The organism is Mycobacteroides sp. H001 (assembly GCF_001440005.1).
GTDB lineage: Bacteria > Actinomycetota > Actinomycetes > Mycobacteriales > Mycobacteriaceae > Mycobacterium > Mycobacterium gwanakae.
In genome coordinates, this window is the sequence record NZ_LJYH01000030.1 from 264138 (window position 1) to 278249 (window position 14112).

General features: G+C 64.9%; 19 protein-coding genes. 18 read left to right on the forward strand and 1 reads right to left on the reverse strand.

Features of this window, described 5'->3' with window-relative positions; translation table 11 throughout:
* The first annotated feature begins 14 nt into the window (after nt 1-14).
* The 10 genes from rplC to rpsQ are packed head-to-tail and all read left to right on the forward strand — an operon-like array spanning nt 15 to nt 5025.
* Nucleotides 15-668: a 50S ribosomal protein L3 gene (gene rplC, locus AOT83_RS14240; protein ID WP_030096693.1), complete on the forward strand. Its 654-nt coding sequence runs from the start codon at nt 15-17 to the stop codon at nt 666-668.
* A 14-nt stretch (nt 669-682) separates the two neighbouring features.
* On the forward strand, nt 683-1324 hold the full coding sequence (rplD, locus tag AOT83_RS14245) for a 50S ribosomal protein L4 (RefSeq protein WP_030096694.1): 642 nt from the start codon (nt 683-685) through the stop codon (nt 1322-1324).
* The gene (gene rplW, locus AOT83_RS14250) at nt 1324-1626 is read left to right on the forward strand and encodes a 50S ribosomal protein L23 (RefSeq protein ID WP_005055645.1); all 303 of its coding nucleotides are present in this window, start codon (nt 1324-1326) and stop codon (nt 1624-1626) included. The genes rplD and rplW overlap by 1 nt, the downstream gene beginning before the upstream one ends.
* Before the next feature lie 26 nt (nt 1627-1652).
* Nucleotides 1653-2489: a 50S ribosomal protein L2 gene (gene rplB, locus AOT83_RS14255; protein ID WP_030096695.1), complete on the forward strand. Its 837-nt coding sequence runs from the start codon at nt 1653-1655 to the stop codon at nt 2487-2489.
* Nucleotides 2490-2498: 9 nt separating this feature from the next.
* Nucleotides 2499-2780 (forward strand): 30S ribosomal protein S19, encoded by a 282-nt coding sequence (gene rpsS, locus AOT83_RS14260; RefSeq protein ID WP_030096696.1) that lies wholly within the window; start codon nt 2499-2501, stop codon nt 2778-2780.
* Complete coding sequence (gene rplV / locus AOT83_RS14265) at nt 2780-3253, forward strand: 50S ribosomal protein L22 (RefSeq protein ID WP_030096697.1); 474 nt, start codon at nt 2780-2782, stop codon at nt 3251-3253. Before rpsS ends, rplV begins: the two co-directional genes overlap by 1 nt.
* A complete protein-coding gene (gene rpsC, locus AOT83_RS14270) occupies nt 3253-4068 on the forward strand; it encodes a 30S ribosomal protein S3 (protein WP_030096698.1) in 816 nt (271 codons plus the stop codon). Before rplV ends, rpsC begins: the two co-directional genes overlap by 1 nt.
* A gap of 2 nt (nt 4069-4070) precedes the next feature.
* Nucleotides 4071-4487 (forward strand): 50S ribosomal protein L16, encoded by a 417-nt coding sequence (gene rplP / locus AOT83_RS14275; RefSeq protein WP_030096699.1) that lies wholly within the window; start codon nt 4071-4073, stop codon nt 4485-4487.
* Nucleotides 4487-4723, forward strand: a complete 237-nt coding sequence (gene rpmC / locus AOT83_RS14280) for a 50S ribosomal protein L29 (RefSeq protein ID WP_030096700.1) — start codon at nt 4487-4489, stop codon at nt 4721-4723. Before rplP ends, rpmC begins: the two co-directional genes overlap by 1 nt.
* Nucleotides 4720-5025, forward strand: coding sequence for a 30S ribosomal protein S17 (gene rpsQ / locus AOT83_RS14285; RefSeq protein WP_030096701.1), 306 nt, complete (start codon nt 4720-4722; stop codon nt 5023-5025). Before rpmC ends, rpsQ begins: the two co-directional genes overlap by 4 nt.
* Nucleotides 5026-5154: 129 nt before the next feature.
* On the opposite strand, the gene AOT83_RS14290 is transcribed toward rpsQ, so the two are convergent.
* The gene (locus AOT83_RS14290; protein WP_057964777.1) at nt 5155-6006 is read right to left on the reverse strand and encodes an alpha/beta fold hydrolase; all 852 of its coding nucleotides are present in this window, start codon (nt 6004-6006) and stop codon (nt 5155-5157) included.
* A 173-nt stretch (nt 6007-6179) separates the two neighbouring features.
* Here AOT83_RS14290 and AOT83_RS14295 point away from each other — a divergent pair, with 173 nt between their 5' ends.
* The 8 genes from AOT83_RS14295 to AOT83_RS14330 all read left to right on the forward strand — a co-directional run bounded on the left by AOT83_RS14295 (nt 6180) and on the right by AOT83_RS14330 (nt 13958).
* Nucleotides 6180-7187 carry a cutinase family protein gene (locus AOT83_RS14295; RefSeq protein ID WP_057964776.1) on the forward strand — a complete coding sequence of 336 codons (1008 nt, stop codon included), beginning with the start codon at nt 6180-6182 and terminating at the stop codon, nt 7185-7187.
* Nucleotides 7188-7193: 6 nt separating this feature from the next.
* The gene (locus AOT83_RS14300; RefSeq protein ID WP_057964775.1) at nt 7194-8540 is read left to right on the forward strand and encodes an MFS transporter; all 1347 of its coding nucleotides are present in this window, start codon (nt 7194-7196) and stop codon (nt 8538-8540) included.
* Between the two features lie 294 nt (nt 8541-8834).
* Nucleotides 8835-9203, forward strand: coding sequence for a 50S ribosomal protein L14 (gene rplN / locus AOT83_RS14305; protein ID WP_005055680.1), 369 nt, complete (start codon nt 8835-8837; stop codon nt 9201-9203).
* The gene (gene rplX / locus AOT83_RS14310; RefSeq protein WP_030096705.1) at nt 9204-9521 is read left to right on the forward strand and encodes a 50S ribosomal protein L24; all 318 of its coding nucleotides are present in this window, start codon (nt 9204-9206) and stop codon (nt 9519-9521) included. It abuts the gene before it with no gap.
* Complete coding sequence (rplE, locus tag AOT83_RS14315) at nt 9521-10084, forward strand: 50S ribosomal protein L5 (protein ID WP_030096706.1); 564 nt, start codon at nt 9521-9523, stop codon at nt 10082-10084. Before rplX ends, rplE begins: the two co-directional genes overlap by 1 nt.
* Before the next feature lies 1 nt (nt 10085).
* A complete protein-coding gene (locus tag AOT83_RS14320) occupies nt 10086-10271 on the forward strand; it encodes a type Z 30S ribosomal protein S14 (protein ID WP_005055692.1) in 186 nt (61 codons plus the stop codon).
* A gap of 108 nt (nt 10272-10379) precedes the next feature.
* Nucleotides 10380-11894, forward strand: a complete 1515-nt coding sequence (locus AOT83_RS14325) for a carboxylesterase family protein (protein WP_030096707.1) — start codon at nt 10380-10382, stop codon at nt 11892-11894.
* A gap of 48 nt (nt 11895-11942) precedes the next feature.
* Nucleotides 11943-13958: an acyltransferase family protein gene (locus AOT83_RS14330; RefSeq protein ID WP_057964774.1), complete on the forward strand. Its 2016-nt coding sequence runs from the start codon at nt 11943-11945 to the stop codon at nt 13956-13958.
* Nucleotides 13959-14112 lie beyond the last annotated feature (154 nt).

Consider the following 14112-nt stretch of genomic DNA (forward strand, 5'->3'; position numbering starts at 1 on the left):
GAGAACCAGAAACCATGGCAAGAAAAGGAATTCTGGGCACCAAGCTGGGTATGACACAGGTGTTCGACGACAACAACCGGGTTGTCCCGGTGACCGTCGTCAAGGCCGGACCCAATGTGGTGACCCGCATCCGCACCCCCGAGCAGGATGGCTACAGCGCCGTTCAGCTGGCGTTCGGTGAGATCAGCCCGCGCAAGGTGACCAAGCCGGTCACCGGTCAGTTCGCTGCCGCGGGTATCAACCCCCGTCGCCACCTGGCCGAGCTGCGTCTGGACGACGAGGCCGCTGCCGCCGAGTACGAGGTCGGCCAGGAGCTGACCGCCGAGATCTTCAGTGACGGCGCGTACGTGGACGTCACCGGAACCTCGAAGGGTAAGGGCTTCGCCGGAACCATGAAGCGTCACGGCTTCAGTGGTCAGGGCGCAAGCCACGGTGCGCAGGCCGTGCACCGTCGTCCCGGCTCGATCGGTGGCTGCGCCACCCCGGGTCGTGTCTTCAAGGGCACGCGGATGTCCGGACGTATGGGTAGCGATCGCGTCACCACGCAGAACCTGGTGGTGCACAAGGTTGATGCTGAGAACGGCGTACTGCTGATCAAGGGTGCCATCCCCGGACGTAAGGGTGGCCTGGTTGTGGTCCGCACCGCTGTCAAGCGAGGTGAGAAGTAGTGTCTGAGGATTTTTTGAAGATCGCAGTCAAGGCTCCGGGCGGCAAGACGGACGGCTCCATCGAGCTGCCGGCCGAATTGTTCGACGCCCCAGCCAATATCGCGCTGCTGCACCAGGTGGTGACCGCTCAGTTGGCCGCAGGCCGTCAGGGCACCCACTCCACCAAGACGCGTGGCCTGGTGTCCGGTGGTGGCAAGAAGCCGTACCGCCAGAAGGGAACCGGCCGTGCCCGTCAGGGTTCGACCCGTGCCCCGCAGTTCACCGGTGGTGGCATCGTCCACGGCCCGCAGCCGCGTGACTACAGCCAGCGCACGCCCAAGAAGATGATCGCCGCCGCCCTGCGCGGTGCGCTGTCTGACCGGGCTCGCAACGGCCGGATCCACGCGATCACCGAACTGGTTGCCGGACAAGAGCCCTCGACCAAGAGCGCCAAGTCGTTCCTGGCCGAGATCAGCGACCGCAAGCAGGTACTGGTGGTGCTGGGCCGCGACGATCTGACTTCGGTCAAGAGCGTCCGGAACCTGCCGAACGTGCATGTGCTGGCCTACGACCAGCTCAATACCTATGACGTGCTGAAGGCCGATGACGTGGTGTTCAGCGTCGAGGCCCTCAACGGCTTCATCAACGCCAAGAAGAAAGAGGAGGTGTCGGCCTGATGGCAACCATCGCTGACCCCCGCGACATCATCCTGGCCCCGGTGATCTCGGAGAAGTCGTACTCGTTGATCGAAGACAACGTGTACACCTTCATCGTCCACCCGGACTCGAACAAGACGCAGATCAAGATCGCCATCGAGCAGATCTTCAGCGTCAAGGTCTCCTCGGTGAACACCGCCAACCGGCAGGGCAAGCGCAAGCGCACCCGCACCGGTTTCGGACAGCGCAAGAGCACCAAGCGCGCCATCGTCACCCTGGCACCGGGTAGCAAGCCGATCGACCTGTTTGGAGCCCCCGCGTAGTCGGGGAGTAGAGGACTAGAGAAGACATGGCTATTCGCAAGTACAAGCCGACGACCCCCGGTCGCCGCGGCTCGAGCGTCGCCGATTTCTCGGAGATCACTCGCTCGACTCCCGAGAAGTCGCTGGTTCGCCCGCTGCACGGCACCGGTGGCCGTAACGCCCACGGCCGCATCACCACTCGTCACAAGGGTGGCGGCCACAAGCGTGCCTACCGGTTGATTGATTTCCGTCGCCACGACAAGGACGGCGTCAACGCCAAGGTCGCGCACATCGAGTACGACCCCAACCGCACCGCGCGTATCGCGCTGCTGCACTTCCTGGACGGCGAGAAGCGTTACATCATCGCGCCGGTCGGGCTGTCGCAGGGTGACGTGGTGGAGTCGGGCGCCAACGCCGACATCAAGCCCGGCAACAACCTGCCGCTGCGCAACATCCCGACGGGTACCACCGTGCACGCCGTGGAGCTGCGTCCCGGTGGTGGAGCCAAGATGGCCCGCTCTGCCGGTGCCGGAATCCAGCTGCTGGGCAAGGAAGGCGCTTACGCCTCCCTGCGTATGCCCAGCGGTGAGATCCGCCGTGTCGACGTGCGCTGCCGCGCCACCGTCGGCGAGGTCGGCAACGCCGAGCAGGCCAACATCAACTGGGGTAAGGCCGGCCGTATGCGGTGGAAGGGCAAGCGCCCCACCGTCCGTGGTGTCGTGATGAACCCGGTCGACCACCCGCACGGTGGTGGTGAAGGTAAGACCTCCGGTGGTCGTCACCCGGTGAGCCCGTGGGGCAAGCCCGAAGGCCGCACCCGCAAGCCCAACAAGGCGAGCGACAAGCTCATCGTCCGTCGCCGGCGCACCGGCAAGAAGCGCTAGGAGTAAGCGATGCCACGCAGCCTCAAGAAGGGCCCGTTCATCGACGACCATCTGCTCAAGAAGGTCGACGTACAGAACGAGAAGAACACCAAGCAGGTCATCAAGACCTGGTCGCGTCGGTCGACCATCATCCCCGACTTCATCGGCCACACCTTCGCGGTGCACGACGGGCGCAAGCACGTCCCCGTCTTCGTCACCGAAGCAATGGTCGGTCACAAGCTGGGTGAGTTCGCCCCGACGCGGACCTTCAAGGGTCACATCAAGGACGACCGAAAGAGCAAGCGGCGCTAATGACTACAACGACTGAATACCCATCGGCCAAGGCCGTTGCACGGTTCGTGCGGGTCTCGCCGACCAAGGCACGCCGGGTCATCGACCTGGTGCGCGGCAAGTCGGTAACCGACGCCATCGACATCCTGCGGTGGGCGCCGCAGGCAGCCAGCGAGCCGGTTTCCAAGGTCATCGCCAGCGCTGCTGCCAACGCGCAGAACAACGACGGCCTGGATCCCTCCACCCTTGTGGTGACGGAGATCTTCGCCGACGAGGGCCCGACCGCTAAGCGCATCCGTCCCCGCGCGCAGGGTCGTGCATTCCGGATCCGCAAGCGCACCAGCCACATCACCGTGGTGGTGGAGAGCCGTCCCAAGTCCGAGAAGGGTGGTAAGGGCGGAACCTCACAGGCCGCCGCTCGCGCCCGCCGGGCCGAGGGCTCGAAGGCTGCCGCCAACAAGACCACCGCTGAGGCGAAGGGAGGCTCGCGCTAGTGGGCCAGAAGATCAATCCGCACGGTTTCCGGCTCGGTATCACCACCGACTGGAAGTCCCGCTGGTACGCCGACAAGCAGTACGCGGACTACGTGAAGGAAGACGTGGCGATCCGCCGCCTCCTGGCCACTGGCCTGGAGCGCGCTGGCATTGCCAAGGTGGAGATCGAGCGCACCCGTGACCGGGTTCGCGTTGACATCCACACCGCACGTCCCGGCATCGTCATCGGCCGTCGTGGCACCGAGGCCGACCGCATCCGCGCCGACCTGGAGAAGCTGACCAAGAAGCAGGTGCAGCTGAACATCCTCGAGGTGAAGAACCCCGAGGCCGAGGCGCAGCTGGTTGCCCAGGGTGTCGCCGAGCAGCTCTCGAATCGTGTGGCGTTCCGTCGCGCGATGCGCAAGGCCATCCAGTCGGCCATGCGTCAGCCGAACGTCAAGGGCATCCGGGTGCAGTGCTCCGGTCGTCTTGGCGGTGCTGAGATGAGCCGCTCGGAGTTCTACCGCGAAGGCCGGGTGCCACTGCACACGCTGCGCGCCGACATCGACTATGGCCTGTACGAGGCCAAGACGACCTTCGGCCGTATCGGTGTGAAGGTCTGGATCTACAAGGGCGACATCGTCGGTGGCAAGCGCGAGCTCGCCGCCTCGGTGGCCGCGCCTGCCGGTGACCGTCCGCGCCGTGAGCGTCCGGCCGGTGCCCGTCCGCGTCGTAGCGGCGCCTCGGGTACCACCGCGACGAGCACCGAGGCCGGCCGTGCCGCCGCTGAAACCCCGGCCGGAGATGCTCCGGCCGAGACAAGCACGGAGAGCTGAACATGCTGATTCCCCGTAAGGTCAAGCACCGCAAGCAGCATCACCCGAAGAAGAAGGGCACCGCCTCGGGCGGTACCACTGTTGCCTTCGGTGACTACGGCATCCAGGCGCTGGGCCACGCATACATCACGAACCGGCAGATCGAGTCCGCTCGTATCGCCATCAACCGGCACATCAAGCGTGGCGGCAAGGTGTGGATCAACATCTTCCCGGACCGCCCGCTGACCAAGAAGCCCGCCGAAACCCGCATGGGTTCCGGTAAGGGTTCGCCGGAGTGGTGGGTTGCGAACGTCAAGCCCGGTCGTGTGCTGTTCGAGTTGAGCTACCCGAACGAGGAGACCGCGCGCGAGGCCCTGACGCGCGCGATCCACAAGCTGCCGATCAAGGCGCGCATCATCACACGAGAGGAGCAGTTCTGATGGCAGTGGGAATTTCCGCTGGCGAACTGCGGGAAAGCACCGAAGACGAGCTGATCACCAAGCTGCGTGAGTCCAAGGAAGAGCTGTTCAACCTGCGCTTCCAGATGGCCACCGGTCAGCTCGCCAACAACCGTCGGCTGCGTGCGGTGCGCCAGGAGATCGCGCGCATCTACACGGTGATGCGTGAGCGCGAGCTCGGATTGGCCGCAGGACCCGATAGCGAGGACAGCAAGTGAGCGAGACCAAGAAGGCCGCCGGGCCTAAGCACACCCCGGCCACCGAGCAGCCGCGTGGGCGTCGTAAGACCGCCATCGGCTACGTCGTGTCGGACAAGATGCAGAAGACCATCGTGGTCGAGCTCGAGTCCCGTAACCGGCACTCGCTGTACGGCAAGATCATCCGCACCACGTCGAAGGTCAAGGCCCACGACGAGAACGGTGACGCCGGTGTCGGCGACCGCGTCTCGCTGATGGAGACCCGTCCGACCTCCGCCACCAAGCGGTGGCGCCTGGTCGAGGTTCTCGAGAAGGCCAAGTAAGCAGATACGCATAAAGCGCGCCGTTCCCGAAAGGGGCGGCGCGCTTTTGCGTTGGGGTGCATTGCGCCGAGTGCATACCGCACGCAGGTGAATCCGGCGATTTGTCTGCGTGCGGTATGCGTTCGACGACTAGCGCCGCAGGAAGTCCACGACCGTCTGCTCGAAGGCCTGCTTGGCTTCGATCATCACCCAGTGGCCGCTGTTGGGGAAGATGTGCAGCTCGGCGTTGGGGATGAGCCGCATCGGCACGATCGCCATGTCCGGCGGGCTGACCCTGTCGTCGCGGCCCCAGGTGAGCAGGGTCGGGCACTTGATCTTGTGCATCATCGCCCAGTACGGCGCGATGTCGGCGTTCGCGAGGAACTGCTGTTGCATGGCAAAGGCTTTGGAGCCGTACATCAGCTGCGCGGTTTTGTGCGCGTCCGGGTTGATCGCCGCTTCCCAACGCTCCTCGATGAGTTCCTCGGTGACCACGGCGGGATTCCACACCATCGAGTTGAGCCAGCGGACCAACTTGTTGCGATCGGGGTTGTCGGTGAACTCCTGTAGCAGGCGCAGGCCCTCGCTGGGGCTCGGGCTGAAGATGTTCGGTCCTACGCCGCCGATGGTGACGAGTTTGGCGATGCGATCGGGGTGCTTGATCGCCAGGTTGATGCCGACGACCCCGCCCATCGAGTTCCCGACGATGGCGGCGGATTCGATGCCGAGGCCGTCCATGAACCGGATGACCGAGGCGCCGGCCGTCAGGACCGGGTGCCCCTGCACGGCGTCGCTGACGCCGAACCCGGGGAACTCCAAGACGTAGGTGTGGAAATGCTTCGCGAAAACCTCGAGGTTCCCGCGGTAATTGCGCCACCCGGTCACGCCGGGCCCCGAGCCGTGCAGCAGGATCAGCGGCTCGCCCTCCCCGGCCTCGTGGTAGCGCAGCACACCCTCATCGGTGGCCAGTTCCTTCTTGGTGCCCTCGTATGTCACGTCCACGACATAAGAGTAGAACGTGTTTCAGTTTCCGGTGACGGCGGTGCCCGCTGAGTGGGTGATCCGCGCACGTGCCGTCCGGGCGCGGATCAGGAGTGAGTAAGGGCCCGGTAAGAGTCATTTCGGATGGTGCCAACCTCTGTAAATGTGTGGGCCGACCTGTCTACGCTGGACGAATGAACCGATACGTCAAGCGTGGATCGGTCGGGGTTTCGATATTCGCGGTATCCGCGGCAGCCGCCGCGGTGCTCACCGCACAAACGGAGAGCTCTCCCACCGCCAGAGCGGCGGGCTGTCCGGATGTGGATGTGTCCTTCGCGCGCGGGACCAACGATTCGCCGGGCCTCGGCGATGTCGGCAAGGCCGTCACCGACGAGATCGTCGAGCGGCTCCCGGGCAAGAGTGTCGACATCTATGCGGTCAATTACCCGGCCAGTTTCGATTGGGTCCGTGCCGGCGACGGCGCCAATGACATGAGCTTCCACGTCCAGGAAGTCGCGCGAAACTGCCCGAACACTCAGTTCGTGCTTGGCGGTTTCTCTCAGGGCGCAGCCGTCGTCGATGTGCTGTTCGGCAAGAACGGAACAGGTCTCACCTTCAACAACCCGCTCCCGGCCGACCTCGAAAAGCGCGTCCCCGCAATCGTATTGATCGGGAATCCGAAAAATTGGCAGGTTGCCGGCATGAATCTGGACCTGGAGATCCGGGACGATCTGCGCAGCAAGGTCATCGACATCTGCAACCCCGGTGACGGGATCTGTGATCCGGCAGGCGGCGGACTCGGCCCGCACATGCAGTACAAATCCGACGGATCGGCCGACCGGGCCGCCGATTTCGTCATCGGCCGGCTCAACGCGGTGGCCGCCAGCAGTAGCGCCACGACACCCAGCGGCAGTTCGACGAGCGGCCCGGCGTCGACGTCCAAGAGCGCCAATCCGTTGAGCGCGACGACCTCGCCCGCTGTCACGACGCCATCGCCCACCACATCGGCACCGCAACCCTCATCGTCCACGCCGAAGCCGGTGGCGGCATCGCCGACGCGCAAGGCGCCGGCGTGGATGATGCCGTCGACCGATGGTCCGGCAGCCGACGCTCCGGCTGCGGTGGCGTCGACCAGCAGCATCACCGCGCCCGATCCCGCCCGCCACGGCCCTCCGCCGGGTCCGGCATCCGGTGGTCAGTAAGCCTGCATGACTGTTTCGAGTACCCACACGCCAACTCCATCGGGCCGGGCCGACACTCGCCGCGCCATCTGGAACACCGTCAGAGGATCCTCCGGGAATCTCGTCGAGTGGTACGACGTCTACGTCTACACCGTCTTCGCGATGTACTTCGAGAAGCAGTTCTTCGATGAGACCGACGAGAACTCGACGGTCTACGTGTACGCGATCTTCGCGGTCACCTTCATCACACGGCCCCTGGGGTCGTGGTTCTTCGGCAGGTTCGCCGACCGGCACGGCCGCCGTGCCGCGCTGACCATCAGCGTCTCGCTGATGGCGGCGTGCTCCATGGTGATCGCCCTGGTGCCTTCGCGTACCAGCATCGGAATGGCCGCACCGATCGTGCTGATCCTGTGCAGGCTCGTCCAGGGCTTCGCGACGGGAGGCGAGTACGGCACGTCGGCCACCTACATGTCCGAGGCGGCCACCCGCGAACGGCGCGGGTTCTTCTCGTCGTTCCAGTACGTGACATTGGTCGGCGGCCATGTGCTTGCCCAGTTCACGCTGCTGATCATCCTGACCGTCTTCGACAAGGATCAGGTTCACGAATTCGGTTGGCGCATAGCCTTTGCCGTAGGAGGTGTGGCCGCGATCGTCGTGTACTGGCTGCGGCGCACCATGGACGAATCGCTCAGCGAGGAGCAGCTCGCGGCCATCAAGGCCGGTGCCGACACCAGCTCCGGGTCGATGCGCGAGCTGCTCACCCGGTACTGGAAACCGCTGCTGCTGTGCTTCCTCATCACCATGGGCGGCACTCTCGCGTTCTACACGTACAGCGTCAACGCACCGGCAATCGTCAAGACCGCCTATAAGGACCAGGCCATGACTGCCACCTGGATCAATCTGGCGGGGCTGATCTTCCTCATGCTGCTACAACCCATCGGCGGACTCATCAGCGACAAGGTGGGCCGCAAGCCGCTGCTGCTGTGGTTCGGCTTTGGGGGAGTGGTCTACACGTATGTCCTCATCACGTATCTGCCCCAGACGCGGTCGCCGATCGCATCGTTTTTGTTGGTGGCCGGGGCTTACGTCATCCTGACCGGATACACCTCGATCAATGCGCTGGTGAAATCCGAGCTTTTTCCGTCTCATGTGCGCGCGCTCGGCGTAGGGGTCGGCTATGCGCTGGCGAATTCGGTGTTCGGCGGGACCGCGCCACTGATCTATCAGGCGCTCAAGGAGCACGGTCAGGTGCCGCTGTTCATCGCCTACGTCACGGTGTGCATCGCGATATCGCTGGTGGTGTACCTGGTCTTCCTGAAGAACAAGGGCGATACCTATCTGGACCGCGAGCAGGGCTCGGCCTTCAATCGGTAGCACCCCGTCGAGACCGAGGTTGTGGCGAGAATGTGCGAGACGAATCCGCCAGAACCAAGGTTTCGGCGAAGGGAGTCGGCGAGGGGAGCGGGTGCGGTGGCTCGGATTTGTATCCGACCTGCGGGTTCACCTACACTAGGGCGGTTGTCTTGTGGGTGCTTGGCGCCCCGGGGCAGGTAGGCATTCCCACCAGGTGAAAACCCGGGGATGGCGCGCGCCCTGAAGACAACATGACCGCGTGTGTCGGGTCGGAATCCGGCACACATCCACTTCCAGGTCACGTAGGAGAGACCAGTGATTCAGCAGGAGTCACGGCTGAAGGTCGCCGACAACACCGGTGCCAAGGAAATCTTGTGCATCCGCGTGCTCGGTGGCTCGTCGCGACGCTATGCCGGGATCGGGGACATCATTGTGGCGACCGTCAAGGACGCCATCCCCGGAGGCACCGTCAAGCGTGGTGACGTCGTCAAGGCCGTCGTAGTCCGTACCGTCAAAGAGCGTCGCCGCCCGGATGGCAGCTACATCAAGTTCGATGAGAACGCCGCCGTCATCATCAAGGCCGACAATGACCCGCGTGGTACCCGCATCTTCGGGCCCGTCGGTCGCGAGCTTCGCGACAAGAAGTTCATGAAGATCGTTTCGCTCGCCCCGGAGGTGCTGTAAATGAAGGTGCACAAGGGCGACACCGTTCTCGTCATCGCCGGCAAGGACAAGGGCGCCAAGGGCAAGGTCATCGCGGCCTACCCGGAGCGCAACCGTGTCCTCGTCGAGGGCGTGAACCGCATCAAGAAGCACACCGCACAGTCGGCAAATGAGCGTGGCGCGCAGTCCGGTGGGATTGTTACCCAGGAGGCCGCCATCCACGTGTCGAACGTGATGGTGATCGACTCCGACGGCAAGCCCACTCGTATCGGCTACCGCATCGACGAAGAGACCGGCAAGAAGGTCCGCATCTCCCGCCGCAACGGGAAGGACATCTGATGACCACTACCGAAAACGCACAGCCCCGTCTGAAGACTCGCTACCGCGAAGAGATCAAGACCGCGCTGAACGACGAGTTCAAGTACGCCAACGTGATGCAGATCCCGGGCGTCGTGAAGGTTGTCGTCAACATGGGTGTCGGCGACGCTGCGCGTGACGCCAAGCTCATCAACGGCGCCGTCACCGACCTGGCCGCGATCACCGGCCAGAAGCCGGAGATCCGCAAGGCTCGCAAGTCCATCGCACAGTTCAAGCTGCGTGAAGGCATGCCGATCGGTGCCCGCGTCACGCTGCGCGGCGACCGCATGTGGGAGTTCCTGGACCGTCTCGTGTCCATCGCACTGCCGCGTATCCGCGACTTCCGCGGTCTGTCGCCCAAGCAGTTCGACGGCAAGGGCAACTACACCTTCGGTCTCACCGAGCAGTCGATGTTCCACGAGATCGACGTGGACTCCATCGACCGCCCGCGGGGCATGGACATCACCGTCGTCACCTCGGCGACCAACGACGACGAGGGACGGGCCCTGCTGCGCCAGCTCGGCTTCCCCTTCAAGGAGAACTGATATGGCAAAGAAGGCTCTGGTCAACAAGGCCGCCAAGAAGCCCAAGTTCGCCGTGCGCGCGTACACCCGGTGCAACCGGTGTGGCCGTCCGCATGCCGTGTTCCGCAAGTTCGGCCTGTGCCGAATCTGCCTGCGGGAGATGGCACACGCCGGCGAGCTGCCAGGCATTCACAAGAGCAGCTGGTAAGCCACTGATCAATAGGCCGGGACTCATCGAGTCCCGGCCTATTGTCGTCTCTCCGGCGGTCCGGACCTTCAGGCCATTACGCTTGCGCCCGTGCCCGAGAAGCGAGACATGACGCGGTTGCTATTGGCTGTGCTGATGCTCCTGGCAGCCGTCGTGGCATGCAGTCCCACCACAGCCGCGGACCCGACGATCGTCAACACCCGTGCGGGCGCGGTGCGTGGCCACATCGACGACGAGGTGCGTGTCTTCACCGCTATTCCGTATGCGGCACCGCCGGTCGGCCCGCGACGGTTCACCGAGCCAGAACCCGTCGAGCCGTGGTCGGACACCCGCGATGCGACGGGCCCGGGCGTCGAATGCCCGCAGCCTGGGGCCGAGAGCGATCTGACCCAGAGCGAGGACTGCCTGGTCCTCAACGTCACGATGCCGCGCCACACCCAGGGGAAGGTGCCGGTGCTGGTGTGGATTCACGGCGGTGCCTTCATCGCCGGTAACGGTGTCGGCTACAACGCGCGAAAACTGGCCGCCCAGGGCGGGATTGCCGTCGTCACCATCAATTACCGGCTGGGGACGCTGGGATTCCTGGCCGCGCCGGGCCTGTCCGAGGTGATCGGCAACTACGGATTGCTGGATCAGGAGGCGGCGCTGCGCTGGGTGCGTGACAACATCGCCGCGTTCGGTGGTGATCCCGGTCAGGTAACCATCGGTGGCCAATCGGCGGGCGGCGTATCGGTATGCGATCTGATGGTGGCGCCGAAGGCCTCCGGGCTGTTCCGGTCGGCCATCATGGAGAGTGCACCGTGCCAGGCTCAGGCCCCCGTCTCGTCCGCCGTCCGTGACAGCACCGCCTATGCGGCCGACGTGGGTTGCCCGGCCGGGCCCGGTTTTGCCGCGTGCTTGCGCGCGTTATCGGTTGATGCGCTGCGGGATTCGCCACAGTTCACCGGCATCGGACTGCCGGTGAGCCCGGTGACCGGGACACCGGAGCTTCCGGCGCCGCCACTGGACGCGTTCACCAGCGGCCTGTCGTCTCCCGTGCCCGTCCTCATCGGCAGTAACGCCAACGAGGCCACGGTGTTCGAGGCCCAGCAGTATCAGCACAAGCCCGTGCCCGGCGCCGAGGAGTATCAACGTGCGCTGGAAAGCAAGTACGCGGACCGTGCCACCGAACTCGGACGGCGATATCCCTTGTCTGCCTACGGCGGGAACGTGCTCGCCGCGCTGGCGGCGATCGACACCGACAACAGCTACGCGTGCCCGACCCTCGACATGGCCGAGGCCCTGGTCAGGAAGGCGCCGGTGTACGCCTACGAATTCGCTGACCCCGCCGCACCGGTAGAGCAGCAGTATCAAGGCGCGCCGTTGCCGTTGGGCGCCTCGCACGGTTCGGAATTGGGTTATCTGTTCGATCTGTCCAGACCGTTGAGTCAGGAATCGGCGGCCCTGTCTACGCAGATGATCACCTACTGGGCACAGTTCGTGAAGACCGGGAATCCCAACGGCAGCGGTCAGCCGGAATGGCCCAAATATGTGCCTGGAGGTGCGTTCCTGCGTCTGGCGCCACCGGCGCCCAAGCCGATGGCGGGCTTCGCCGACAGCCATCAGTGCGGGTACTGGCGGTAGCCGCCGCTGCAGGCCGATCTGGGAACGCTCGTCATCTAGACTCAGCCGGTGGTTGACCGCCGGCGAGATATTCAAGGTTTGCGGGCGGTAGCCGTTCTGCTGGTGGTCGCCTATCACAGCGGTCTGCCGGTTCCCGGTGGATTCATCGGCGTCGATATCTTCTTCGTCATCTCCGGATTTGTGATCACCCGTCTGCTGCTGCGCGAGACTGACCGGACGGGCCACATCGATCTGCGTCGCTTCTATGCGCGCCGGGTACGCCGTCTGCTGCCCGCGCTCGCCCTGTTGATCGTCGTGGTGCTGCCGATCGCCGCAGTCATCCAAAGTCCGCTGGGGTCAATGCAGGTCGCGGCACGAACGGCCGCCGCCGCGGCCCTATTCGTCTCGAACGCGGTGCTTTTCCTGGAGCCCTCCGGATACTTCGCGGCGCCGGCGGCGATGAATCCGTTCCTGCACACCTGGTCGCTGGCGGTCGAGGAGCAGTTCTATCTCATCTTCCCGGCCACGATGGCGTTGGCCGCCTACGTGGCGGCCCGTCGGCGGGCAAGTCGCTTGGTTGTCACCTTCTCACTGCTTCTGGCGCTGTCGGTGGCATCGCTGCTGCTCGCGATCTACCTGACGGCCAGCGATGGTCTCCCGTTCCATGCGCACAATGCGGCCTTCTCGTTCTACAGCTCGCCTACGCGCGCATGGGAGTTCGGGGTTGGTGCGCTGATCGCCTTGGGGGAGAGCCGGATACGCCGATGGGATACCCGAGTCGCGGTACCGATAGCGGCGCTCGGCGCGGCCAGCGTCACCTGGGGCGCCGTTGCGATATCCGCGGCAGACCCCTTTCCGGGAGTTAATGCGCTGGTCCCGGTGCTGGGCGCGGGCCTGCTGATCATCGCTGGGACCGTACCGTCGCACCAGCCTGTCGGCTGGTGGCTGTCGTCGGCGCCGATGCAATGGATCGGGGATCTGTCCTACAGCTGGTACCTGTGGCACTGGCCGCTCATCGTTTTCGCCAACAATCTGCTCGGCGCCGAGCACCGATGGCTGGTGCCCTGCGTGGGCGTGCTCTCGTTGCTTCCGGCCTGGTTGTCCAAACGGTATGTCGAGGACCCGATCCGGACGGGACGGAAACTGGCCGATCTTCGCGCGCCGCGACTCGCGGCGGCGTCGGTCGGCGTGGCGGTCTTCGTTTCGGCTGTGACATTCGGTGCCGCGCAGATAGCCACACCGGAGATTCGCGACGCGCGCGCGCAGCGGGCAGCCCATCTGGATGTCGGCAGAGGGTGCGTCGGCAACATGCCGGATGCCGAAAAGACCCGTCTGGACTGTCTGTGGCCCCAAGGCGCGGATGTCGATTCGCGGTCGGTCGTCCTCGTCGGCGATTCCAATGCCGGACAGTTCGCCGAGGCACTCGTCCCGGCGGCGACGCAGCAAAACCGGTCGATGCTTCTCGCGACAAACGCCGCCTGCCCTTTCGTGGAGCTCGTGCTGGATCCGTCGCCGCCCGGCTGCACCGACTTCGTACAGCGTTGGACGAGTGCGCTGGCAGACGTCCGCCCGGGCCTGGTGGTGATCGCTTCCGCCTCCAGTGACTACTTCCTGGCCGATCAACATGTGCGGTTCCGGCTTCCGGATACGCAGGAATGGATCACTGATGACGCCGGTAAGGGCCGGTTGTGGCAGCTGGGCATGGCCGCGGTGTTGCAGAAGCTGTCCGGGGCGCGTGTCCCCGTCGTGGTGGTGCGTACCTTGCCGCATTTCGTGAACTGGGATCTGTACAAGTGCCCGGGGTACGAGGTCTGGCTGTCGCCCACCCGGTGCGGTCGCTCCGAGGCGCTGGCAGAAGTTCAGCGCCAGCAGAACACGGCTGCGACCGCCGAGCAGCGTGCCGCCCAGGGGCTCGTCGGGGTGTCCACCATCGACCTGGGGCCGGTGGTCTGTCCGGATGGCGTATGTCGCACCAACATCGATTCTCGGTGGGTGGCGCGCGACGGCGGACACATCACCGTGGGCGAAGCTCAACGGCTGCAGCCGGAATTCGCGCGTCTCATCGCTGAACGCGCCCGCCCGTGAGTCGACACGCGCGCCGTCACCGGTGGTGTCCCGGCACACCTTCGGCGGCTCGTCCGATTCTGACTCAGCAACCTTCGCCGCTGTGCCAGCGAGTTCCGGTGAACCGGCGCTCACGCCTCTGTCGAATGCGGCCCGGGTAGTCGGACACTTTGCT

Excerpts from the sequence above, each read along its gene's own strand:
- rplE (WP_030096706.1), top strand. The coding sequence starts at position 9,521 with ATGACCACTACCGAAAACGCACAGCCCCGTCTGAAGACTCGCTACCGC.
- AOT83_RS14300 (WP_057964775.1), top strand. The coding sequence starts at position 7,194 with ATGACTGTTTCGAGTACCCACACGCCAACTCCATCGGGCCGGGCCGAC.
- rpmC (WP_030096700.1), top strand. The coding sequence starts at position 4,487 with ATGGCAGTGGGAATTTCCGCTGGCGAACTGCGGGAAAGCACCGAAGAC.
- AOT83_RS14325 (WP_030096707.1), top strand. The coding sequence starts at position 10,380 with ATGACGCGGTTGCTATTGGCTGTGCTGATGCTCCTGGCAGCCGTCGTG.
- rpsS (WP_030096696.1), top strand. The coding sequence starts at position 2,499 with ATGCCACGCAGCCTCAAGAAGGGCCCGTTCATCGACGACCATCTGCTC.
- rplP (WP_030096699.1), top strand. The coding sequence starts at position 4,071 with ATGCTGATTCCCCGTAAGGTCAAGCACCGCAAGCAGCATCACCCGAAG.
- rplX (WP_030096705.1), top strand. The coding sequence starts at position 9,204 with ATGAAGGTGCACAAGGGCGACACCGTTCTCGTCATCGCCGGCAAGGAC.
- rplW (WP_005055645.1), top strand. The coding sequence starts at position 1,324 with ATGGCAACCATCGCTGACCCCCGCGACATCATCCTGGCCCCGGTGATC.
- rplC (WP_030096693.1), top strand. The coding sequence starts at position 15 with ATGGCAAGAAAAGGAATTCTGGGCACCAAGCTGGGTATGACACAGGTG.
- rplB (WP_030096695.1), top strand. The coding sequence starts at position 1,653 with ATGGCTATTCGCAAGTACAAGCCGACGACCCCCGGTCGCCGCGGCTCG.
- AOT83_RS14295 (WP_057964776.1), top strand. The coding sequence starts at position 6,180 with ATGAACCGATACGTCAAGCGTGGATCGGTCGGGGTTTCGATATTCGCG.
- AOT83_RS14320 (WP_005055692.1), top strand. The coding sequence starts at position 10,086 with ATGGCAAAGAAGGCTCTGGTCAACAAGGCCGCCAAGAAGCCCAAGTTC.
- rplV (WP_030096697.1), top strand. The coding sequence starts at position 2,780 with ATGACTACAACGACTGAATACCCATCGGCCAAGGCCGTTGCACGGTTC.